Here is a 22,888-nt window from a genome sequence, read left to right as displayed (position 1 = left end):
ATGGCTGTCTTCGAGGCCAAACCGGCCCTGCCCCCCCCGGTGCTGACCCGTGGCCCCGTGGGCTGGGCGCGCCAGAACCTGCTGTCGTCGCCGCTCAACGTGGGGCTCACCCTCGTCGGGGTGGTGCTGATCGTGGCCCTGGTGGTGCCCGCCGTGGACTGGGCGCTGCTCAACGCCACCTTCCGGGGGACCACGGCCGACGCGTGCACCGGCACCGGGGCATGCTGGCCGTTTGTCACCACCCGGCTGGACTTCTTCGTCTACGGGTTCTATCCGCCCCCCGAGCGCTGGCGGGTGAACGTGCTGTTCGCCCTTCTGGCCCTGGTCATCGTGCCGCAACTGCTGCCCCGCTTTCCGGGGCGTCGCGCGCTGGCCGTGTTCGGCTTCCTGGGCCTGCCGGTCCTGGCCGCCGTGTTGCTGCTGGGCGGGATCGCCGGCCTGCCGTTCGTCGAGACCGGCAAGTGGGGCGGCCTGATGCTGACCTTGGTTCTGGCCATGGTTGGCATCCTGGCCGCGTTGCCGGTGGGCGTGGTGCTGGCCCTGGGGCGGCGCTCCAAGATGGTGGTCGTGCGGGTCAGCTGCACCACCTTCATTGAATTCTGGCGCGGCGTGCCTTTGATCTCGGTCTTGTTCATGGCCTCGGTCATGCTGCCCTTGTTCCTGCCCGAGGGCGTGAACTTCGACAAGCTGCTGCGCGCCCTGATCGGCATCATCATGTTCCAGTCGGCCTACATGGCCGAGGTGGTGCGCGGCGGGCTTCAGGCCATTCCGCGCGGCCAGTTCGAGGCCGCCCATGCCCTGGGCCTGGGCTACTGGCGCACCATGGGCCTGATCATCCTGCCCCAAGCCCTGAAGCTGGTCATTCCGGGCATCGTCAACACCTTCATCGCCTTGTTCAAGGACACCACCTTGGTGCTGATCATCGGCCTTCTGGATGTCCTGGGCTCGGTGCAGGCGGCCATCGTGGATCCGGCCTGGAACCGGGTGGCGGTGGAGGGCTACGTTTTCGCGGGCCTGTGTTACTGGGTCTTCTGTTTTGGCATGTCGCGTTACAGCCACGCCCTGGAGCGCAAGCTGCAAACCGGACACAAAAGGTAATCGCCATGGTGAGCGCTCCCGCGACCCCAACCCCGACCCCGTCCGAAGACACCGACGCCTCCCCACGCCTGGGGTCGCGCCGCCTGCAAGACGTGGTCATCGCCATCGAGGCCATGAACAAGTGGTACGGCGCCTTCCATGTGCTGCGCGACATCTCGCTGCAGGTGCACCGGGGCGAACGCATCGTGCTGTGCGGGCCGTCCGGATCGGGGAAATCCACCTTGATCCGCTGCATCAACCGCCTGGAGGAACACCAGAGCGGGCGCATCGTCGTTGATGGCGTGGAGCTGACCAACGACGTGCGCCATGTCGAGCAGATCCGCCGCGAGGTCGGCATGGTCTTCCAGCACTTCAACTTGTTCCCCCACCTGACGGTGCTGGAAAACTGCGTGCTGGCCCCCATCTGGGTGCGCAAGGAACCGCGCCGCGTCGCCGAGGAACGGGCCATGCGCCTGCTGGAGCGGGTCAAGATCCCCGAACAGGCCAGCAAGTATCCGGGCCAGCTCTCGGGTGGCCAGCAGCAGCGGGTGGCCATCGCCCGGTCCTTGTGCATGCAGCCCAAGATCATGTTGTTCGACGAACCGACCAGCGCCCTTGACCCGGAAATGATCAAGGAAGTGCTCGACACCATGATCTCGCTGGCCGAGGAGGGCATGACCATGGTCTGCGTCACCCACGAAATGGGCTTCGCCAAGACCGTGGCCGACCGGGTGATTTTCATGGACCAGGGCCAGATCGTCGAGGAGAACGATCCCCACACCTTCTTCACCAACCCGGTGAACGACCGCACCCGCCTGTTCCTGAGCCAGATCCTGCATCATTAGACCTTGTCCGTTTCACCGGGCGCGGTACACTTTCTCGTTTCGATCCCCCCATGCCGGAGCCGCTGCCGGCCGTCCTAGGGGGGGGGATCGCTCCGGCCCGGCGGGGGCAGCACTGCCGGGCCCGTTTTTCCCTTTCTTTTCGCGCCGGGTTCCTGGCGGCACGCCGTGCCCCGCCCTTGGATTGCACGCCCCCTCCGGCCCAGGGAAGGATCCCCGATGCCAGCCTCGAACACCCCGGCCCCGACCCAGGGTTTCCTTGACGTGGCCGGGCAGCGGCTGGCCTGGACGCGCTGGGGGCCGCCGCCCGAAGCCGGGCCCACCTTGGTGCTGCTGCACGAAGGGCTGGGCTCCGTTTCCCTGTGGCGCGACCTGCCCGAACGCCTGGTCGCCGCCACCGGGCTTGGGGTGTTCGCCTGGTCGCGGGCCGGCTATGGCCAATCCTCGCCCCGGCCGGCGCCCCCCTGGCCGCTCACCTATCTGCACGACGAAGCCCTGCGCTGCCTGCCCCAGGTCCTGGACAAGGCGGTGCCGGGGCCGCATTATCTGATCGGCCACAGCGACGGCGCGTCCATCGCCTTGTTGTATGCCGGCACCGTGCCCGACCCGCGGGTCAGGGGGCTGGTGCTGGTGGCCCCCCACGTGGTGGTCGAGCCGATGTGCGTCGCCGCCATCGCCCACACCGGAACCCTTTATGAAACCACCGACCTGCGCGCGCGCCTGGCCCGCCACCACGGCGCCAAGACCGATGATACCTTCTGGGGCTGGAACGGCGCCTGGCGCGATCCCCTGTTCGCGACCTGGGACCTGCGCATTGCCCTGCGCGGCCTGACCCGGCCGGTTCTGGTGGTCCAGGGCGACGACGACGCCTATGGCACCGCCCTTCAGCCGGCCCTGGTCCGGCGTCACTGCGCGGGGCCGGTGAGCGTTGCCTTCCTGCCGGCGTGCGGCCACGGCCCGCACCGCGACCAACCCGACGCGCTGGTTGCCCTGATCGCGGCCCACGTCGCCCACGGCGAAGCCCGTTAATCCGGGCCCCGCCCCTTTTTCTCCTCCCCCCCTTGCCTGACCGAACGAAGGACTTCCCGTTGACCCACAAGCCCGCCAAGAGTGTTCCCTTTCCCACCCGCGAGCAGGTGCTGGCCTTTATCCGCGAGGCGGGAGGCGCGGTTGGCCGGCGCGAGATCGCGCGCGCCTTTCAGATCACCGGCGCCCAGCGCACCGAGCTGCGCGCCTTGCTCAAGGACCTGGAAAGCGAAGGCGATGTCCAGCGCGGCCGGGGCCGGCGGCTGCGTCCGCCCGGCACCTTGCCCGAGGTCACCGTGCTGACCGTCACCCACCAGGATGCCGACGGCGATTTGTATTGCAAGCCGGTGGTCTGGCCGCACGAAGAACCGCCGCCCCGAATCCTGCTGTGGCCGGCCCGGCGCGACGGGCGGGCGGCGGCCGGGATCGCGCCGGCGGTGGGCGACCGGGTGCTGGCGCGCCTGAGCCAGGCCGGCGAAAACCGCTACGACGCCCGCCCCATCCGGGTGCTGGAACACGGCCCCTCGCGGGTGCTGGGCGTGCTGGCGGAAGGACGCGACGGCCTGCGCTTGCGTCCGACCAGCCGCAAGGAACGCGATGACTACCGCGTGGCCCCGACCGACACCCAGGGCGCCGGACCGGGCGATCTGGTCGAGGTCGAGGTGCTGCCCGGCCGCGCGCTGGGCCTGCGCCGGGCCCGGGTGGTGGATCGGCTGGGCGAGCAGGACGGCCCGCGCTCGATCAGCCTGATCGTGGTGCACACCCACGACATCCCCGTTGATTTCCCGCCCGAGGCCCTGGAGCAGGCCGAGGCCGCGACCGGCGTGGGCCTGGAGGGGCGCGCCGATCTGCGCGACATTCCCTTTGTCACCATCGACGGCGAGGACGCCCGCGATTTCGACGACGCGGTGTTCGCCGACTCCGACCTTGATCCCGACAACCCGGGCGGCTGGACCGTGTGGGTGGCGATCGCCGACGTGGCCCACTACGTGCGCCCGGGCGATCCTTTGGACAAGGCCGCCTTCGAGCGCGGCAATTCGGTGTACTTCCCCGACCGGGTGGTGCCGATGCTGCCCGAGGCCCTTTCGAATGGCTGGTGCTCGCTGCGCCCCAACGAGGACCGGGGATGCTTGGCCGTGCGCCTGACCTTCGCCGCCGACGGCACCTTGCTGGGGCATGCCTTCACGCGCGGGCTGATGCGCTCGGCGGCGCGGCTCACCTACACCCAGGCGCAAGCGGCCCGCGACGGCACCCCCGACGACACCACCGCCCCCCTGATGGACCGGGTGATCACCCCCCTGTTCGAGGCCTACGCCGCCTTGAAGGAAGCCCGCAAGCGGCGTGGCTGCCTGGAACTGGACCTGCCCGAGCGCCAGGTGCTGCTCAACGAGGCCGGACAGGTGCGCTGCGTCGTGCCCCGGCCGCGCTACGATTCGCACCGCCTGATCGAGGAGTTCATGATCGCGGCCAACGTGGCGGCGGCGGAAACCCTGGAGGCGCGACGCCAGCCCTGTTTGTACCGGGTCCACGACCAGCCGGCTCCCGAGAAGCTGCACGCCCTGGCCGAGTTCCTCGATACCTTGTCCTTGCCCTTCCACAAGGGCACGGTGCAGCGCGCGAGCCAGTTCAACGGCCTTCTGGAGCGCGCCCACGGCACGCCCCATGAAATCATGGTCAACGAAATCATCCTGCGCAGCCAGGCCCAGGCGGAATACACCCCCGACAACATCGGCCACTTTGGCCTCGCCCTCAGCCGCTACGCGCACTTTACCTCGCCGATTCGCCGCTACGCCGACCTGATGGTTCACCGGGGCCTGATCGCGGGGCTCGGCCTGGGCCCGGACGGGCGGGCGGCCGGCGGGCCGGATCCCGACCTGGCCGAGATCGGCCGCCACATCACCGCGACCGAGCGGCGCGCGGCCACGGCGGAACGCGACGCGCTCGCCCGCTACACCGCCTCGTTCCTGCAAGGATCGGTGGGCGCGGCGTTCCCGGGCCGGGTCAGCGGCCTCAACCGCGCCGGCCTGTTCGTGACCCTCGACGACAGCGGCGCCGACGGGCTGGTGCCCATGTCCACCCTGCCCGACGACTACTACAGGCACGATGAAGCCGCCCATACCTTGCGCGGCGAGCATTCCGGCCTGACATTTCATCTGGGCATGGCCGTGGTGGTCCGCCTGCGCGACGCCAACCCGATCAGCGGCGGCCTGCTGTTCGAGTTGCTGGAAGGGGGGAGTCGCACCGCCGAACGCCGGAGAGCGCCCCGGGGCGGGCGGCGTGTTCTCCGACGGCCGCGCCGCTAGAGCCCGTCGGTTTCGCATTAAAGGGGGCGGACTTTCCATCCCTTTGATCGGGTTTGTTTTTCGGGAAGGAGGGCCTCCTTTCTTCCCGAACGGACTCTTAACGGACGGCCCTTATCCTGGGGGTCGCGACGCTTGAAACAGGAATTTTGAACCAGGGATGGACAAAGCAGGAAACGCTACCTAAAACACGACCAAGGTCGGTGTGGACAGGGGTCCCCTGACCGGAGATCTTCACATGAATCCGACACGTACCCGGGGCCAGACGGCCCGGCGCGACCCCTCGCGGGGTGGAACGGCACGGCTGTGGATGCTGCTGGGCACCGCCTTGGTGTCGGGCTGCACGGTCATGGCCACGCATTCCCCGGAAACAGCGCCTGTCGCCCCGGCGGAACGGTCCTTGGTCTCCCCGGCGCCCGCTTCGTTCCGACCGGCCCCGGCACCGGCGATGACCCGCGACGCCCCCTCCTCTCCTTTGGAAAACGCGGGGGCTCCCTTTTCCCGCCCGGACGCCACGACCTTGTTTTCCGTCGCGTTCGACGCCATCGCCCAGCGCTACCTGGAGCCCGTCAACCTGGAAAGCCTGGCCGTGGCCGGTCTCAAGGGATTGCGGACCCTGGACGACCACCTGAGCATCCGGCGCACGGGCGCGGTGCTGGAGGTGGGACGCCGCGACACGGTGCTGGGGGTGTTCCGCCTGCCCGCCGCCCAGGACACGGCCAGTTGGGGCCGCCTGGTTGCGAGCGCCCTTGGCCTTCTGCACGATGCCTCGCCCCCTTTGCGCGACCTTGACGGGGAAACCCTGTACAAGGCGGTGTTCGACGCCGCGCTGGCCCATCTGGACCCGTTTTCCCATTACGCCAGCGCCGAGGCGGCAACCTTGAACCGGGGGGCGCGCAACGGATTCGGCGGCCTTGGCCTGCTCTACGACCTGACCGACGGCCAGGCGATTGTCACCCGTGTGTTCGCGGAAACCCCGGCCGCCGAGGCGGGCCTTGCCGCCGGCGACAGAATCCTGGCCATCGACGGACAGACCCTGCGCGGACTCTCCAACGACACCGTGCGCGATCAGCTGCGCGGTCCCAGTGGCAGCCTGGTGACCTTGCTGGTGGCCAGCCCCGGGGTTGCCGCGCCGCGCGCCGTGACCTTGACCCGAACCCTGATCGTGCTGCCCACCGTCGAATGGCGGCTGGAAGGCGACAGCGCCCTGATCACCGTGTCGAGTTTCAACCAGCGCACCACGACCGCCGTGGCCGAGGCGATCAGCGCCGCCCAGGCGAAAAGCCGGGGCGCCCTCAAGGGCGTCATCCTGGACCTTCGGGGCAACCCCGGCGGCTTGCTGGACCAGGCGGTGGCGCTCAGCGATCTGTTCATGGAGCGCGGGCCCATCGTCTCCACCCGGGGCCGTCATCCCGACGCGCGGCAGTTCTATAGCGCGACCCCGGGCGACCTGACCGGGGGCCTGCCGCTGGTGGTCCTGATCGACGGGGAAAGCGCCTCGGCGGCTGAAATCGTCGCCGCCGCCTTGCAAGACAGCGGCCGGGCGGTGGTGGTGGGCACCACCTCCTACGGCAAGGGCACGGTGCAAACGGTGCTGCCGCTGCCCAACGGCGGCGAAATCACGCTGACGTGGTCGCGTTTTCACAGTCCCTCGGGCTATGTCCTGCACGGGCTGGGGGTCATGCCCGTGGCCTGCACGGGGGGCCACGCCGCGCCCCTGACCCCCGAGGCGGTGGTGGCGGGCGTGCGCGCCCATCTGGCGGACACGGCATCGCTGGCCACCGTGTGGCGGGCAACCGACCCGCGCAACGTGACACGGCGCGCGACACTGCGTCAGGCCTGCCCTCCCGCCCCGCATGCCGGGGGCACGCTGGACGACGGGGTGGCCCACGATCTGCTGGCCGATCCGGCGCTGTTTGACCAGGCCTTGCGCGTGACGCCCACGCCCCAGGCCACGGCCGGACGGCCCTGATCGGAAAAAAAGGCGACCGCACTGGCGGCGCTTGACATCTCGCGATGGGCGCGTATCCTCCGCGCTCATTTTTGGTTCAATCCGAGTGACAAGAAACGGGGTTCGGGGCCATGGCCAAACCTGCCACCATCCTGGTGAAGCTGGAAAGCACGGCGGATACCGGCTACTTTTACGTGGTCAAGAAGAATCCGCGCAAGACGACCAACAAGCTGGAGTTCCGCAAGTACGATCCCAAGGTGCGCAAGCACGTTGTGTTCCGCGAAACCAAGCTGAAGTAAGCGCGACAACGAGAGCCGTTTCTTCGCCTCGTTTCGAAGTATCGCTGCTCCGCAAAAAGGCCCCTTGTTCAAGGGGCCTTTTTTATTGCTTCACCGGGCCCCGGGAGCCGGTGTCGCGGCCGGGGCCTTCAAGAAAAAGGCAGTGCGCGCCTGAACGCCCCCGGCCCATGGCTAGACTTCTTCAGGGAAAAGTGAGCACCGTTTTCCCGAAAAGACAAACTCAAACAAAGGGATCCAGAGATTGTCCGCTTCATCGTGAAACGGACGGACTCCAGCCAGAAAACCACGCCCCCATAACAACCCGTACCTTCCAAGATTCATCATTAAAATATTTCATTTTTAAGACAATCCCGGAGCGGTAATTAAATCCGACCCGTCGTTCATTCTTTATATATTTAAGACAGTCCCGGGGTCTTGTTGACCCGTGCCAAGGGATGGTTATAGATCGCCGGTGCTCTTTTCTGCTCTTGGATGGAGACTCCCCATGAAGAGCCTGTGCGCCAGCGTGTTTCTTATTCCCTGCCTTGTCGCGCCAGCCAGCGCGGCCACGATTTTCCCCCTTGACCGGGCCACGATTCTGGCCGGGTCGCCGTTTGACGTGAAAGTGGAGTTCGACGGTCTGGTCAAGGCCGGCGACGCGAAGGTGACCATCGACGGCAAGCCCGCCGATTCGGTGCTGGGCAAGCCCCTGGCGTTCATCGAAAAAGAGGACGGCACCGAAGCCTCGGCCCTCCTTGCGCGCGCCGTCACCCTGGGCGCCCCCGGCCGGCACACCATCACCGCGACCGCCGGCTCCGACACCAAGACCGTGACCTGGGAGGTCTACGCCACCCCGGCCAAGGCCGAAGCCAGGAACGTGATCTTCTTCCTGGGCGATGGCCTGTCGGTCGCGCATCGCACCGCCGCGCGGCTGATGTCGCGGGGCATGACCGAGGGCAAGGCCGACGGCCGCCTGGCCATGGACGACCTGGATCACATGGCGTTCATCGGCACCTCGTCGACCGGTTCCATCGCCACCGACAGCGCCAACACCATGTCGGCCTACATGACCGGCCACAAGACGGCGGTCAACGCGCTGGGCGTTTATGTCGACCGCACCAAGGACAGCATGGACGACCCCCGGGTTGAAACCATGGCCGAGGCCGTGCGCCGGACCACCAAAAAGGCGGTGGGCGTCGTCGTGACCTCGGAACTGGAAGACGCCACCCCGGCCGCCGTCTTCGCCCATACCCGCAAACGCGCCGAGAAGGCCGCGATCGCCGACATGATCATGGCCCTGAAGCCCGACGTTCTGCTGGGCGGCGGGTCGGCCTATTTCCTGCCGCAAGCCGTGCCGGGCTCGAAGCGCAAGGACGACAAGGACCTGATCCAGGATGCCCGCGCCGCCGGCTACACCGTGGCGACCACCAGCACCGAACTGAAGGCCGCCGGGCCGGGCCCGCTGCTGGGCCTGTTCCACACCGGCAACATGGATGTCGCCCTGGACCGCATGCAGTTGAAAAAGGGCACCGTTGCCAAGTTCCCCGATCAGCCGGGCCTGGTTGACATGACCCAGGCCGCGCTGGACCGGCTGTCTCAGAACAAGGACGGCTTCTTCCTGATGGTCGAGGCGTCGTCGATCGACAAAATGTCGCACCCGCTTGACTGGGAACGCGCTGTCTTCGACACCATCGAGTTCGACCAGGCCATTGGCCTTGCCCGCAAGTTCCAGGCGGAACACCCCGACACCCTGATCGTCGTCACCGGCGACCACACCCACGGGGTTTCCATCGTCGGCACCATCGACGACGACAAGCCGGGCCCCGACATGCGCGAAAAGGTTGGCACCTACGCCGCCGCCGGGTTCCCGAACTACACCCACACCAATGGCAGCCCCTATCCCGACCGGGTGGACGTTTCGCGACGCCTTGCCCTCTTCGCCACCAACTACCCGGATTACTACGAAACCTTCCGGCCCAAGATGGATGGCCCGTTCGTGCCGGCGATCCAAAACGAGAACAAGCAGTACGTGGCCAACGAAGCCTACAAGACGGTGCCGGGTGCCGTGTTCCGCGAAGGCAACATCCCGCGCGACGAGGACACGGCGGTCCACGCCGTCGACGACGTGGTCTTGCAGGCCGCCGGTCCGGGTGCCGGTGAGTTCAAGGGCTACATGGAGGAAAGCGACGTCTTCCGCGTCCTTGCCGATGCCATGGCCCTGGCCCCGGCCGCGAAGTAACGCCACGCCTTTCCCGGGGGGCCGGATCCACCGCCCCCCCGGCCTCCGGGCCTTCCGGCCCTCCGGGCTTTCCGCCCCTCCGGGCCCTCCGGCCCCCCGGGCCCTCCGGCCCCCTTCCAGGAAGGATGCCCCCCTCATGACCCTGGTGCGACGCCGGTTTCTGGAAGCCCTGGCCCTGATGCCCGCCGTGCTCCTGGCCGCCCCGGCACGGGCGGGCGCCCTGCCCCTGTCCTTCGACGAGTTGTACAGCGGGGTCAGCCCCCTGGGCCTGATCTTCTCGGACAAGCTCAAGGAAGCCCGGGGCAAGAGCGTGGTCATGCAGGGCTTCATGGCCCCGCCCCTGAAGGCCGAGGCCAAGTTCTTCGTTCTGACCCAGCAACCGATGGCCCTGTGCCCGTTCTGCTCGTCGGATGCCGACTGGCCGGACAATATCGTCGTGGTCTACCTGAACTATCCCCAGACCTTCGTCCAGTCAAACGCTCCCATCCGGGTCACCGGACTCCTGGAAGTCGGATCATGGCGCGACCCGGAAACCGGCTTCCTCAGCCTGGTTCGCCTGGTTGGCGCCTCTTTTCGAACGGTGTGACCATGCCCGCCTTGTCGATTCACAACCTGGAAGTCCGCTACCCCGGCCTGGACCAGCCCGCCCTTGCCCTGGAGGCCTTCGACGTGGCCGCCGGCCAGGCCCTGGTCGTCACCGGGCCGTCGGGCGCGGGAAAAACCACGTTCCTGAACGCCGTGACAGGCCTTGATGGCCGGGGCAAGGGCGTGGTCGCCTGGGACGGGGTGAACCTGATCGGCCTGTCGGAGACCGCCCGCGACGCCTGGCGCGCCCGCCACGTGGGCCTGGTGATGCAGAATTTTCATCTGTTTCCGGGCCTTTCCGTGCTGGAAAACGTGCTGCTGCCCCAGCGCCTCGCCCACCGCCGCCTGCCGGCCGGCCTCAGGGCCGATGCCCTGGCCCTGCTCGATCGGGTGGGCCTTGAACGCCCCCATCAGCGGGCCGGCACCTTGTCGCGCGGCCAGATGCAGCGCACCGCCGTGGCCCGGGCGCTCCTGCGCCGCCCGGGAATCGTGGTTGCCGACGAGCCCACCGCCAGCCTGGACCCCGACGCCGGCAAGGCCGTGGCCGACCTGCTGATCGACCTGTCCACCCCCCTGGGGGCGACCTTGATCGTGGCCAGCCACGATCCCGTTTTCCTGGCCCGCCTTCCCCGGGTGGTCACGATCCGCGCCGGGCGCGTCGGGTCCGCCTGACGCGAGCCCCGAAAAGGCGAAACCGCTTTTCGGATGAAACGCACGATGCTCCGGGAGAGCGCCTTCCATGATCCGCTTCATTCTGGCCGACTTGAACACGCGACGGGTTGGCGCCTTGCTCTTGGTGTTGATCATCGCGCTTGCCACCGCGCTTGGCGTGGTCGTTACCGTGCAGGAACGGGCCTTGCGCCTGGGCAGCGCCCGCGCCGCGTCCGCCTTCGATCTGGTGGTCGGGGCGCCGGGTAGCGAAACCCAGCTGGTCCTCAGTTCGGTTTTTCTGCAACCGGCCGCCCTGCCCCTGCTGCCCGGCTCGGTCCTGGCCGATCTGTCGCGCGACCCACGCGTGACCTTCGCCGCCCCCATCGGTTTTGGCGACTTTTTCGGATCGTCCCCCATCGTGGGCACGACCAGCGCCCTGGTCCACGCCCTGGGCGGGCTGTCCGACGGCGCCGGCCTCGCCCATCTTGACGAAGCCATCGTCGGCGCCCGGGTCGCCCTGGCGCCGGGGGATACCCTTCACCCCATGCATGGCCACGTCGAGGAAGGCGGGCACGAACACGCCCATGTCGCCTACCGGGTCGTGGGACGGCTGGTTGAAACCGGCACGCCCTGGGATCGCGCCATTCTGGTGCCGATTCAGGCGGTCTGGCACATCCATGGCCATCACGCCGGCCACGAGGAACCGGAAACCGGGAACGAACACGCCGACGAACACACCGACGGGGACCCGGACGAGGCGCTGGCGGGACCGGTCGATGAAAACGCGGTGCGCCAGCCCGACGCGCCAGGCGTCCCCGCCATCCTGATCAAGCCGGCCAGCATCGCCGCTGCCTATGCCCTGCGTCAGGACTACCGGACCAGCCACACCCTCGCCGTTTTCCCGGGCGAGGTCCTGACCCGGCTGTACGGAACCCTGGGCGATGCCCGGCGGGTCCTGGCCACGGTGGCCGCCGGGGCGCAGGCCCTGGTGGGCGCGGCCATCTTGCTGGTGGTCATGGCCGAGGTCGTGCAACGCCGCCGCCAGATCGGCGCGCTACGCGCCTTCGGGGCGCCGCGCGCCGTCCTTTTCACCCTGGTCTGGCTGGAATCGTTCGTGCTGCTGGGGCTGGGGGTTCTGACCGGCCTGGGCGTGGGCCTGGGCGCAAGCGTGGTGCTGTCATCGGTGCTGGCCGGCGAAACCGGCGTGTCCTTGCCCGTGACCCTGACGGGCACCGACGCCGCCCAGGGGGCCTTGCTGCTCGGGCTGGGGGCCCTGGCGGCCCTCGTGCCTGCCTTCTCGGCCTATCGCCAGTCCCCGGCCGAGGCCCTGCGCGACTGATTCTCCGTTCGGAGGGCGCCGCCCGCCCCCATCCAAAGGCGGAGCCCTCCGGACGGCACGGGGAAAGAAAAACCCGGAATGCATCAGAAAAAAGCGGGCGCCGTTTTCGCCGAAAAGACGGCCTCGACCGGAGGCAGCCACGGTGCGCCCGCGTCCATCCGGAACGCCGGCCCCTACGGGGCCACCGGACCGGCGTTCAGGAAACGGGCCACGGTTTGCAGGAAGCTGGCCACGGAAATCGGTTTGGCGATATAGCCCTCGCACCCCCCTTCGCGGATTTTCTCCTCGTCGCCCTTCATCGCGAAGGCCGTGACCGCGATCACGGGAATGGCTTTCAGGTCCTCGTCGTCCTTGAGCATGCGCGTGATTTCCAGGCCGGAAACCTCGGGCAACTGGATGTCCATCAAGATCAGATCGGGTCTGCGCTCGCGAACAAGGCCCACGACCTCGCGGCCATCCTTGGTCTGGATGGTCTCGTACCCATTTGCCTCCAGGAGGTCATTGAACAACTTCATGTTCAAATCATTGTCTTCGACAATCAGAATTTTCTTTGCCATGTCCGAGCATCTGCTCCCAAAGACTATTCATGCGCAAGGGGACCGGGGTCGAGTCGCGTGGCGGACCGGCTTTCCTGCCCGGCCTGCGGATAGTCCCCCGCCTGACAGGGCCCGGCCGTCGCATGCCGCGGCCGGATCGCCCCCCGATTACAAACCCGACGTGCGTCCCGGGGATGGTGCTGCATCGGGCAACCGTCTGTCAAACATGGTGTTGGCGAAACCCGGGTCGAGAGGATTTTGCAAAAAAAGCAGTCTGTTTCCCTTTCCCGCCGGTCCTCAAGCCCCCGCGATCAAGGGCTCGATCAACAAGCGCCCGCCCACGCCCAGGAAGGTCACCCCCGCCAGCCGGTCCAACCATACCCCCAGCCCCGGGGCACGCGCCAGTCGTGCCCCGACCTGCCCCGAGAAATATCCCAGCGCGCAAAACAGCACCGCCGCCTGTGCCGCGAAAATCAGGCCCAACGCCAGGGTCTGCCCGGCCACCATGCCGCGCTCGATCACCACGAACTGGGGCAGGAAGGCCAGGAAGAACAAAATGACCTTGGGGTTGATCGCATTGGCCAGGACTCCGCGCCCGAAAAGGCGGGCCAGCGATTCCCCGGCCGGCCGGACCGGCCCGTCCGCCGCCTGAATCCCCCGGGCGCCCTTCAGCACCTGAATCCCAAGCCAGATCAGATACAGGCCCCCCAGCATCCGCAGGGCCGAAAAGGCAACGGGCGAGGCGGCAATCAGGGCACTGATGCCAAGCGCCGCCAGAACGGCATGACTGATCGACCCCAGGGCGCAGCCCAGCCCAAAGATCATGCCCCGGATGCGCCCCTGGGCCAGCCCCAGGGTGAGAACCATCAGATTGTCGGGCCCCGGCGCCACGGTAACCAGTATCGCGGCTCCCAAAAAGGCGCTGGTTTGAGGTAAATCGAGAAGCATCATTATCGCACCTTTTTTCCTTTATTAAGCCGGAAAGATGACCCCGGGAGCTCGGTCGCCACGCGCCCCGCGAGGAAGGTTCTTCCATTACCGCGCGTCGTGCGCAAGGGGTGCGGTGCACAAATCATTTCTGCCTTGACGTCCTTGTTTCCGCAGCGTCATTGAGGGGTTGCTTCCCAGGTCCGGGACGTTCAAAACCCGCAAGATCGCGCACCCCGTCTGCGCGCGCGTCTTGCGGCGGGGGGCGGTTTGCATCGGACACGGCGGTCATGACGAGTCATCGGAGGAGACAGACTTGATTAACCATAAGCGAATCGGCTGCGAGAAGCTGCGGGCCAAGGTGATGAGCGCCGAGGAGGCGGTTTCGACCTTCATCGCGTCGGGCAACACCATCGGCATGAGTGGCTTCACGGGCTCGGGCTACCCCAAGGCCGTTCCGCTCGCCCTGGCCGCCAAGATTGAAGCCGAACATGCCGCCGGCAATCCGTTTCGCGTGAGCGTGTGGACCGGCGCGTCCACCGGCCCCGAACTGGACGGCGCCCTGGCCCGCGCCAATGGCGTTGAATTCCGCCTGCCTTACAACTCGGATCCCATCGCCCGCGACAAGATCAATCGCGGCGAAATGAATTACTTCGACATGCACCTGAGCCAGGTGGCGCCGGTGGCGTGGCAGGGCTTCCTGGGGCCGCTCGATGTCGCCGTGATCGAAATCGTGGGCATCCACGAAGATGGCAGCCTGATCCCGTCGTCGTCGGTGGGCAACAACAAGACGTGGCTCGACCGCGCGAGCCGGATCATTCTGGAAGTCAACAGCTGGCAGAACCCGGCCCTTGAGGGCATGCACGACATTTACTACGGCACCGCGCTTCCCCCCAACCGGGTGCCGATTCCCCTGATTCGCGCCGACGACCGCATCGGCCAGACCACCTTCCGCTGCGATCCCGAGAAGGTGGTGGCGGTGATCGAAACCGACTCGCCCGATCGCAACCTGCCCTTCACGCCCCCCGACGAGGTCGCCAAGCGCATCGCCAACCACCTGCTGGATTTCTTTGCCCATGAGGTGAAGAGGGGCCGCCTGCCCGAAAACCTGCTGCCCTTGCAGTCGGGCGTGGGCAACATCGCCAACGCGGTGCTGTCGGGCCTGCTCGACGGGCCGTTCGAGAACATGACCGCCTACACCGAGGTCATCCAGGACGGCATGCTCGACCTGCTTGATTGCGGCAAGCTGCGCATGGCCTCGGCCACCGCGTTCTCGCTCAGCCCCGACGCGGCGGTGGCCTTGAATGCCAACATGGAGCGCTACCGCGACAAGATGATCCTGCGCCCGCAGGAAATCAGCAACCACCCCGAGGTGATCCGCCGCCTGGGCTGCCTTGCGATGAACGGCCTCATCGAAGCCGACATCTACGGCAACGTGAACTCGACCCACGTCATGGGCTCGCGCATTCAAAACGGCATCGGTGGCTCGGGCGACTTCGCGCGCAACGCCTACGTGTCGATCTTCGTCACCCCGTCCACGGCCAAGGGTGGCAAGATCTCGGCCATCGTGCCCCAGGTCAGCCACGTCGACCACATCAACCAGGATGTCCAGGTGATCGTGACCGAACACGGCCTTGCCGACCTGCGCGGTCTGTCGCCCAAGCAGAAGGCGGCCGTGATCATCGAAAACTGCGCCCACCCGGACTTCCGCCCGGCCCTGGCCGACTACTTCCGTCGCGCCAAGGAACACTCCTACGGCCTGCACTCCCCCTCGCTGCTTGACGAAGCCCTCTCCTGGCACCAGCGCTTCGTCAAGACCGGCACCATGCACGACACCGGCGCCTGAGGCACCCCCCAGGCACCCCAGGGCAGGCGGGGGCATCCCCCCTGCCCGAACGGGCCAGGCCGGTGGTGTGAGGAAGGGCTTCGCCAGTGGCGTTGATTGAAAGGGGGCTCCCTTTGGAGCCCCGGTGATTGAAAGGGGGCACCCTTTGGGGGCCCCGGTGATTGAAAGGGGGCACCCTTTGGGGCCCCGGTGGGGGCCCCGGCCCCCAATCCCGGCCGGGGAGGCCTGGCCTCCCCGGACCTCTGTTCAAGGAAAGCGCCCGCCCCTCTTCCGGGGCGAGGCTTACGGGCGAGCCGGACCCTGAGGGCGCCCAGGCGGGAGGAGCGAACCGCCCCCCTGCGGGATTATTACGCGGCGTGCGGGATTATTGCGCGGCGGCGGCGCGGGCCTTGGCCAGCCAGCCGTTCCAGGTGTCGCGGTGGGCGGCGATCCAGGCATCCGCGTGGCGGGCGATGTCCTTTTCGCTGTTCTCGCCATCGCGCATGCGCAGGTTTTCGGCGCTGATGTCGTTGGCCGACACTTGCATGATCGAAAACAAGGTGGCGGCGTCGGGGTGAGCCTCGGCGAAGGCGCGGTTGGCTATGATGCGCTGATCGTTGGCCTGGAACCCGTAGTTGGAACCATCGGGAAGCGCCGTGTTCACGTCCTTGCGCGCGCCGGGCAAGGACGAAAACGGCACGTTCAGCCAGGTCACGTCCTTGCCCGGCACCAGCACGCCCGACACCCAGTAGGGCGTCCAGGTGTAATAGAAAATCGGCTCGCCTTGCTTGTAGCGGGTGATGGTGTCGGCGATCAGGGCCGAGTAGGAGCCCTGGTTATGGGTGATGGTGTCGCGCAGGCCGTAAACACCCAGGTGATGTTCGATCACCTTTTCGCAGCCCCAGCCCGGGGTGCAGCCGGCCAGGTCGGCCTTGCCGTCGCCGTCGTGGTCGAACAGGGCGGCGATCTTGGGATCCTTGAACTGACCCAGGTTGGTGATGTTGTATTTTTCGGCCGTCTTCTTGTCGATCAGATACCCTTGCAAGGCGCCCGGAGAATACACACCCTGACGGAAGATCTTGGCATCGCCGCCCGCCGCGTTGAAGAAATCGATGTGCAGCGGGTCCCAATGGTCGGCAAGGAAGGTGCCGTCCCCGTTGGCGATGGCGACGTGGGCAGCCGCGTATTCCAGTTCCTTGATCGGCTCGACGGTGTAGCCCAGTTCCTCCAGGGCCTTGCTGACCAGCAGGGTCTGGAAGGTTTCCTCGGCGATCGACGACTTCAGGGGGATGACCGTCACCCCGGCTCCTGGCTTGGTGGCGTCGGCCAGGGCGGGCCCGGCGCCCAAGGCGGCGCACAGGCCCAGAACAGCGGCCAGACGTCCCCGCAGGCGGGGGAAAACAGCTTGCGTCATTGTGGATTGGCTCCCTTGGTTCATGCGCCGGGGCCTCCTCGGGAGGGAGCCACCGGCGCCTGGCGTGCCCCGGGGCCGGGGCACGGGCGTGAGCAAAGCAGGATTAGCGCGGGGTCCCGGAGGCGCCCGAGGTCGGGGCGGCCGGGGTCTTGCGGGTCAGGCGCGCGATCAGGGCTGCGGGCCCCCGGGTGCGCCAGCCGGCGCCCCGGCGTCGGGGGCCGGCATCGCCCATGGCCTGGGTCAGGCGGTCGAGCACGATGGCGAGCAGCACAATGCCCACGCCCCCCACGGTGGCGAGCCCCATGTCCAGGCGGCCAATGCCGCGCAACACCATCTGGCCCAGGCCGCCCACCGCGATCATGGAGGCGATGACCACCATGGACAGGGCCAGCATCAAGGTCTGGTTGACCCCGGCCATGAGGGTGGGCAGGGCCAGGGGGAGCTGGACCTTGAACAGCACCTGGCTTTCCGAGGCGCCGAAGCTGCGCGCGGCTTCAACCAGATCGCCCGGCACCTGCCGGATGCCCAGGGCGGTCAGGCGCACCAGGGGCGGCAGGGCAAAGATCGTGGTCACCACCACGCCCGGCACGTTGCCGATGCCAAACAGCATGACGATCGGCACCAGATACACGAAGGCCGGGGTGGTCTGCATGGCATCGAGCATGGGGCGGGTGATGGCGGCGGCGCGGTCGTTGCGCCCCAGCCACAAGCCCAGCGGCAGCCCCAGGATCAGGCAGAACACCACCGAGGTGAACACCAGGGCCAGGGTGGTCATGGCCTGATCCCAGGCCCCGATCAGGCCTATGAACAGCAAGGACAGCATGCTGCCCACGGCCAGCCGCCGCCCGGCCACCTGCCAGGCGACGAGGCCGATCAGAACCATCAAAACCGGGGCGGGCACCGCCTGCAAGGTGCTTTCGATCGTGCCCAGAACCCCGTCCACCGGCCAGCGAATGGCCTGGAAAACGGGACGCAGATGCAAAACCAGCCACGCCAGCGCGTCTTCGACCCAGTGATCAAGAGGAATGACCGAATCGGTGAAGGGGTGCCAGGGATCGAAGGCGGGGTCGGGGGCCGGCGCGGACGCGGCCCCCAGCCAGTCGGTATCCGGGGGCGGGGCGGCGGGATCGGGCGTCGCGGGGGTGGCCGGAGCGCCCCACGGATTGGCGGCGGGCGAAGGGGGTTGCTCAGTCATGGGCGGGGGTTCCTTCTCCGGCCAGGGCTTGCAGCAGCAAGGCCCGTGACACAACCCCCATGTAGCGGCCGTCGTCATCCACGACCGGCAGACCACATGGTGCCTGGGCCACGGGTGAAATGATGTCGGCAATGCTGGTGCTGGCCGGCAAAGGCGTGACATCGGACAGGAAGGCCCGGTGCAGTTCGGGCTTGGGCGTGCGGGCCTCGACTTCCAGCGAAGCCACCGAAACCACGCCGTGGAAGCGGCGCCGGCCATCGACCACATAGGCAAAGTCGCGATCGGCCTTGCCTATGCGGGCGATGGCGGCGCGCACGGTGCCGTCGCGTTCCACCAAGGTCACCTGCTGCTTGACCGCCACGTCGCCGGCGGTCAGCACGGCGGAAATGTTCACGCCCCGGAAGAAGGAGCGCACGTAGTCGTCAGCCGGCTGGGTGAGGATTTCGTCAGGGGTGCCCACCTGGACCACGCGGCCGCCTTCCATGATGGCGATGCGATCGCCCAGGCGCATGGCCTCGTCCAGATCGTGGGACACGAAAAGGATGGTGCGTTTCTGCTCGGCCTGAAGGGTGAGCAGTTCATCTTGCATTTCGGCGCGGATCAGCGGGTCAAGGGCGCTGAAGGCCTCGTCCATGAGCAAGATGGCGGGATCGTTGGCCAGGGCGCGGGCGAGGCCCACCCTCTGGCGCATGCCGCCCGACAGTTCGTCGGGCCAGGACTGGGCCCAGCACGCCAGCCCGACCTGTTCCAGGGCGGCCTGGGCCCGGCTTTCGCGCTCGGCGCGGGGGATGCCCGAGAGTTCCAAGCCGAAGGCCGTGTTCTCGAGCACGTTCAGGTGCGGCATCAGGGCGAAGGACTGAAAAACCATGCCCATGGAGCGCCGGCGCAACTCGCGCAGATCACGGGCCGACAGGCGGGCGATATCCACGCCGTCAATGATGATTTCGCCCGCCGAGGGTTCAATCAACCGGTTGATCAAGCGGATCAGGGTCGATTTCCCCGATCCCGACAACCCCATGATGACGAAAATCTCGCCTTCCTGCACCGTGAAGGAGGCATCCGACACGCCCAGGGTCATGCCGGTGCGGGTGTGGATTTCCTCCTTGTCGACGCCCTGGCGGTGCAACGAGATCACCGCGTCGGGATCGTCGCCGAAGACCTTGAACAGGTTGCGCACGACAATCTTGTCGTTCCCAGACAAGAGACCTCCTCTATCTGAGTTTTCTAATCATAATTTTGCGATTCCCAATCATATTGGAGAACATCAACCAATGTCAACCCATGACGCCCAAACATCAAGAGATGAAGCCTGATAGAACAAGATTGAATTACTAATGAAGTTGACTGGAAGCTACATTGTGATATCAATTGACCGATTATTTATTTTTTGGAGATCAATCGTTATATTAATCAGGCATCGCGGTTGCCTCTTTTTGCGCCATCCGTCTCTCGCGAAGAAACCGGCGAGGCTGTGCTTGTCATCTCGCCCCCGGAATCCCCTCGAAAGAGCCAGGACAAGCACAAAAGCGGTATCCTGATCCCGGACGACGCGACAAAGGTCACCGCCAAAGGACTAAACCGCTCGCACTTTGTGCAAACGGTTCATCGCTTCCTAGAAAAGAGGGGAATTGATACCTTGGTTAATCAAATAATTTTCCAAATTTTATATAAAAAATCGATCGATCAATCAATACAACTATTGATTTTAAATAATTTACCCTTCAAGAAACACAGTAAACTTCTGTGATACCCCGGCGACGATTTTAAAAGACCCAAAAATTCACCAAGACAGCGTGCTCCCGCCTTCTGCCCGGGGCGCGGCCCTCCTCGGAAAAGGACGTTTCCAGGGGGTCGCGCCCGCCTTCCCGGACCCTACCCCTGACCAAGATCCTCCAGGATCGGACAGTCCGGGCGGTGGTCTCCGGCGCAGCACTCGATGAGATGGGCCAGCGTGGAGCGCAAGGAGCGCAGGTGCTCGATCTTTTCGTCGATCCGGGCCAGGTGGTCCTCGGCGATGCGCTTGACCCGGACGCTTTCCCGCCCCGCGTCCTCGTACAAGGACAGGAGGGCGCGGCAATCCTCGATGGTGAAGCCAAGGGCCCGGGCGCGCGCGAGAAAGGCCAGCTTGTGCACATCGGTTTCCCGGAAATGCCGATAGCCGTTCTCGTCGCGCGGCGGCCGCAGCAGGCCGATGTCCTCGTAATAGCGGATGGTCTTGGCCGGAAGATTCAACCGGCGCGCCACGGCTCCAATGTTCATCTGCCCCTTCCTTCTCTCCCGGAAGCCCTCGTCCGTGCCGCTCAAGCCTTGGACGGCTCGACCGTTTCATCCATCAAGGCGGCCACCCGGCGCAGCCGAAGGGCATTGGTCAAAACGAAAACCGACGACAAGGCCATGGCTCCCGCCGCCAGAAGGGGCGACAGCAAAAGGCCAAAGGCCGGATAGAGAACGCCGGCGGCCACCGGAATCAGCGCAACATTGTATCCGAATGCCCAAAACAGGTTCTGGCGGATGTTGCGCATGGTCCGGCGGGAAACCTCGAAGGCATTCACCACGCCGCGCAAATCCCCGGACATGAGAACCACATCGGCGGATTCGATGGCAACGTCGGTCCCGCTGCCGATGGCGATGCCCACATCCGCACGGGCCAGGGCGGGCGCGTCGTTGATGCCGTCGCCCACGAAGGCCAGCGTGCGGCCGCCCGCGCGCAAACGCTCCAGGGCCGCCACCTTGCCTTCGGGCAAGACGCCCGCGATCACGTCGTCAATGCCGGTTTGCGCGGCGATGGCCCTGGCGGTTTCCTGCTTGTCGCCGGTGATCATGACCACCCGCAAGCCCTGGGCATGCAAGGCCGCGATGGCGGCTCGGCTGGCGGGCTTCACCGGATCGGCCACGCCGATGACGGCGGCAACCCGCCCTTCGACCGCCGCGTACAGCGCGGTCCGCCCCCGCCGGGCAAGATCGGCTTCCACGGCGGCCAGTGGGCCGGGATCGATCCCTTCCTTTTCCAGGAAGCGGCCGGCGCCCACGAGAACGTCGCGGCCGTCCACCCGCGCCCGCACGCCGTGACCGGTCACGGACACGAACCCGGACACATCGGGCCGGCGGGCCCCCTCGTCCCGGGCGGCGCGGATCAGGGCGGCGGCGATCGGGTGTTCGGAGCGTTCCTCCAGGGCCGCGACCCAAGACAACACCTCGGCGCGTTCGAAGCCATCGGCCACGACGAGGTCGGTCAGGGCGGGCCGCCCCTCGGTCACGGTGCCGGTCTTGTCGAGCGCCACGACACCCACGGAGGCCAACGCCTGCAGGGCATCCCCCTTGCGAAACAACACCCCCATCCCGGCGGCGCGCCCGGTCCCCACCATGAGGGACGTTGGCGTGGCCAGGCCCATGGCGCAGGGGCACGCGATGATGAGCACCGAGACGCCCGCCACCAGGGCATGCGTCAGGGAAGGACTGGGCCCGAACAGCAGCCAGATCAGGACCGTCACCGCCGCGACCGTCATCACCGCCGGCACGAACCACAGCGTGATGGCGTCCACCACCCGCTGGATGGGCAGCCTGGCCCCCTGCGCCTCCTCCACCATGCGGATGATCCGGGACAAGGTCGTGTCGGCCCCCACCCGGGTCACGCGGAAGCGGAACCCGCCGGCGCCGTTCACGGTTCCCCCCGTGACCGCGTCGCCCGCGCCCTTGGTCACCGGGAGCGGCTCTCCGGTGATCATGCTTTCGTCGACGAGGCTTGTTCCTTCAAGGACCTCGCCATCGACGGCGACCCGTTCGCCCGGACGGACCTCGACCACGTCGCCCACGCCCAGCGACTCAAGCGGGACTTCGATCGCCTGCCCCTCGCGGATCACGCGCGCGGTGTTGGCGCGCAGACCAAGGAGCTTTTCAATCGCCGCCCCCGTCCGGCCCTTGGCCCGCGCTTCCATGAAACGCCCGATCAGGATCAAGACGACGATCACCGCCGCCGCCTCGAAATACACCGCGCGCACGGCCTCGGGCAGAAGGGCGGGAAGGAAGGTGGCGACGACGGAATAGGCATAGGCCGCGCCGGTCCCAACCGCGACCAGGCTGTTCATGTCGGGCGCCCCCTTGAGCAGCGCCGGGATTCCCTTGCGGTAGAACGACCGTCCGGGACCAAGCAGAACCAGGGTGGTCAGAACGAACTGGATCACCCAGCTGGTGCGCTCGCCCACGGTCCGACCGATGAACTCGTGCACAGCCGGACTGACGTGCGAGCCCATTGCCATCAGGAAAACCGGCAGCGCCAGCGCCGCCGCGAGCGCCACTTTCCGGGCGAGGTCCCGCGCTTCTTCTTCCTTGCGCGCGGCCCGGTCCACGCTGGCGCCCCCTTGCGCGACCCGGGCCGGATAACCGGCGTTGGAAACGGCGGCGGCCAGGGCCTCGGGCGAGATCACCCCGTCCAGGAAGGTCACGGTGGCCGTTTCGGCGGCCAGGTTCACGGCCACGTCCACCACCCCGGGAAGCGAGGCCAGGGCCCGTTCAACACGCCCCACGCACGAGGCGCAGGACATGCCTTCGATCGAAAGAAGAATGCGGGTTGACGCGGTCATGGTCGCCTCCGGTTTCCGGGTTCGACCTCCTACCTGGGGCTTCCAGCCACTGGAAGGTCAAGCCCCCGACGCGCCCCATCCAGGACACCATCAATCGGGTGAAGCCTTGGGTGAAGCCTTGGA

The 22,888-nt window shown here is 67.0% G+C and carries 19 protein-coding genes; 12 read left to right on the top strand and 7 right to left on the bottom strand.

Translation table 11 applies throughout. The features are described from left to right. From ROR02_RS07485 to ROR02_RS07440, 10 genes are all read left to right on the top strand, one after another. Nucleotides 1-1,098 carry an amino acid ABC transporter permease gene (locus tag ROR02_RS07485; protein ID WP_147163399.1) on the top strand — a complete coding sequence of 366 codons (1,098 nt, stop codon included), beginning with the start codon at nucleotides 1-3 and terminating at the stop codon, nucleotides 1,096-1,098. Between the two features lie 113 nt (nucleotides 1,099-1,211). Then, nucleotides 1,212-1,922 carry an amino acid ABC transporter ATP-binding protein gene (locus ROR02_RS07480; protein WP_246135454.1) on the top strand — a complete coding sequence of 237 codons (711 nt, stop codon included), beginning with the start codon at nucleotides 1,212-1,214 and terminating at the stop codon, nucleotides 1,920-1,922. A gap of 216 nt (nucleotides 1,923-2,138) precedes the next feature. Beyond that, nucleotides 2,139-2,948, top strand: coding sequence for an alpha/beta fold hydrolase (locus tag ROR02_RS07475; protein ID WP_147163397.1), 810 nt, complete (start codon nucleotides 2,139-2,141; stop codon nucleotides 2,946-2,948). A 59-nt stretch (nucleotides 2,949-3,007) separates the two neighbouring features. Further along, the gene (gene rnr / locus ROR02_RS07470) at nucleotides 3,008-5,248 is read left to right on the top strand and encodes a ribonuclease R (protein WP_147163396.1); all 2,241 of its coding nucleotides are present in this window, start codon (nucleotides 3,008-3,010) and stop codon (nucleotides 5,246-5,248) included. Between the two features lie 235 nt (nucleotides 5,249-5,483). Then, a complete protein-coding gene (locus tag ROR02_RS07465) occupies nucleotides 5,484-7,217 on the top strand; it encodes a S41 family peptidase (RefSeq protein WP_246135449.1) in 1,734 nt (577 codons plus the stop codon). A gap of 110 nt (nucleotides 7,218-7,327) precedes the next feature. Continuing rightward, on the top strand, nucleotides 7,328-7,495 hold the full coding sequence (rpmG, locus tag ROR02_RS07460; RefSeq protein WP_014413271.1) for a 50S ribosomal protein L33: 168 nt from the start codon (nucleotides 7,328-7,330) through the stop codon (nucleotides 7,493-7,495). A 484-nt stretch (nucleotides 7,496-7,979) separates the two neighbouring features. Next, a complete protein-coding gene (locus ROR02_RS07455) occupies nucleotides 7,980-9,713 on the top strand; it encodes an alkaline phosphatase (protein WP_147163395.1) in 1,734 nt (577 codons plus the stop codon). Nucleotides 9,714-9,849: 136 nt separating this feature from the next. After that, entirely contained in the window at nucleotides 9,850-10,299 is a 450-nt protein-coding gene (locus ROR02_RS07450; RefSeq protein WP_147163394.1) for a hypothetical protein, read from the top strand. 2 nt (nucleotides 10,300-10,301) lie between these two features. Next, entirely contained in the window at nucleotides 10,302-10,970 is a 669-nt protein-coding gene (locus ROR02_RS07445) for an ABC transporter ATP-binding protein (protein WP_147163393.1), read from the top strand. A 67-nt stretch (nucleotides 10,971-11,037) separates the two neighbouring features. After that, entirely contained in the window at nucleotides 11,038-12,288 is a 1,251-nt protein-coding gene (locus ROR02_RS07440; protein ID WP_147163392.1) for an FtsX-like permease family protein, read from the top strand. A 173-nt stretch (nucleotides 12,289-12,461) separates the two neighbouring features. Here ROR02_RS07440 and ROR02_RS07435 read toward each other — a convergent pair whose 3' ends face one another. Beyond that, the gene (locus ROR02_RS07435; RefSeq protein ID WP_147163391.1) at nucleotides 12,462-12,845 is read right to left on the bottom strand and encodes a response regulator; all 384 of its coding nucleotides are present in this window, start codon (nucleotides 12,843-12,845) and stop codon (nucleotides 12,462-12,464) included. Between the two features lie 276 nt (nucleotides 12,846-13,121). Beyond that, nucleotides 13,122-13,775, bottom strand: coding sequence for a LysE family translocator (locus tag ROR02_RS07430; protein ID WP_246135448.1), 654 nt, complete (start codon nucleotides 13,773-13,775; stop codon nucleotides 13,122-13,124). A gap of 292 nt (nucleotides 13,776-14,067) precedes the next feature. Here ROR02_RS07430 and ROR02_RS07425 point away from each other — a divergent pair, with 292 nt between their 5' ends. Next, on the top strand, nucleotides 14,068-15,597 hold the full coding sequence (locus ROR02_RS07425) for an acetyl-CoA hydrolase/transferase family protein (RefSeq protein ID WP_218032777.1): 1,530 nt from the start codon (nucleotides 14,068-14,070) through the stop codon (nucleotides 15,595-15,597). 364 nt (nucleotides 15,598-15,961) lie between these two features. Here the strand turns inward: ROR02_RS07425 and proX are convergent, their stop codons facing one another. The 3 genes from proX to proV form a co-directional block, all read right to left on the bottom strand. Then, on the bottom strand, nucleotides 15,962-16,990 hold the full coding sequence (gene proX / locus ROR02_RS07420; protein WP_147163390.1) for a glycine betaine/L-proline ABC transporter substrate-binding protein ProX: 1,029 nt from the start codon (nucleotides 16,988-16,990) through the stop codon (nucleotides 15,962-15,964). A gap of 103 nt (nucleotides 16,991-17,093) precedes the next feature. Beyond that, nucleotides 17,094-18,185 carry a glycine betaine/L-proline ABC transporter permease ProW gene (proW, locus tag ROR02_RS07415; RefSeq protein ID WP_147163389.1) on the bottom strand — a complete coding sequence of 364 codons (1,092 nt, stop codon included), beginning with the start codon at nucleotides 18,183-18,185 and terminating at the stop codon, nucleotides 17,094-17,096. Next, a complete protein-coding gene (gene proV / locus ROR02_RS07410) occupies nucleotides 18,178-19,386 on the bottom strand; it encodes a glycine betaine/L-proline ABC transporter ATP-binding protein ProV (RefSeq protein ID WP_147163388.1) in 1,209 nt (402 codons plus the stop codon). Before proV ends, proW begins: the two co-directional genes overlap by 8 nt. 222 nt (nucleotides 19,387-19,608) lie before the next feature. Between proV and ROR02_RS07405 the strand changes: the two genes are divergently transcribed. After that, entirely contained in the window at nucleotides 19,609-19,932 is a 324-nt protein-coding gene (locus ROR02_RS07405) for a hypothetical protein (protein WP_147163387.1), read from the top strand. Nucleotides 19,933-20,057: 125 nt separating this feature from the next. Here the strand turns inward: ROR02_RS07405 and cueR are convergent, their stop codons facing one another. Next, nucleotides 20,058-20,444: a Cu(I)-responsive transcriptional regulator gene (gene cueR, locus ROR02_RS07400; RefSeq protein ID WP_147163386.1), complete on the bottom strand. Its 387-nt coding sequence runs from the start codon at nucleotides 20,442-20,444 to the stop codon at nucleotides 20,058-20,060. Between the two features lie 41 nt (nucleotides 20,445-20,485). Beyond that, nucleotides 20,486-22,765, bottom strand: coding sequence for a heavy metal translocating P-type ATPase (locus ROR02_RS07395; protein WP_147163385.1), 2,280 nt, complete (start codon nucleotides 22,763-22,765; stop codon nucleotides 20,486-20,488). Between the last annotated feature and the right edge of the window lie 123 nt (nucleotides 22,766-22,888).

The sequence above is a fragment of the Pararhodospirillum oryzae genome (assembly GCF_007992075.1).
In the GTDB taxonomy this organism is placed as follows: Bacteria; Pseudomonadota; Alphaproteobacteria; order Rhodospirillales; family Rhodospirillaceae; genus Pararhodospirillum; species Pararhodospirillum oryzae.
This window is presented reverse-complemented; position numbering and strand designations above follow the sequence as displayed.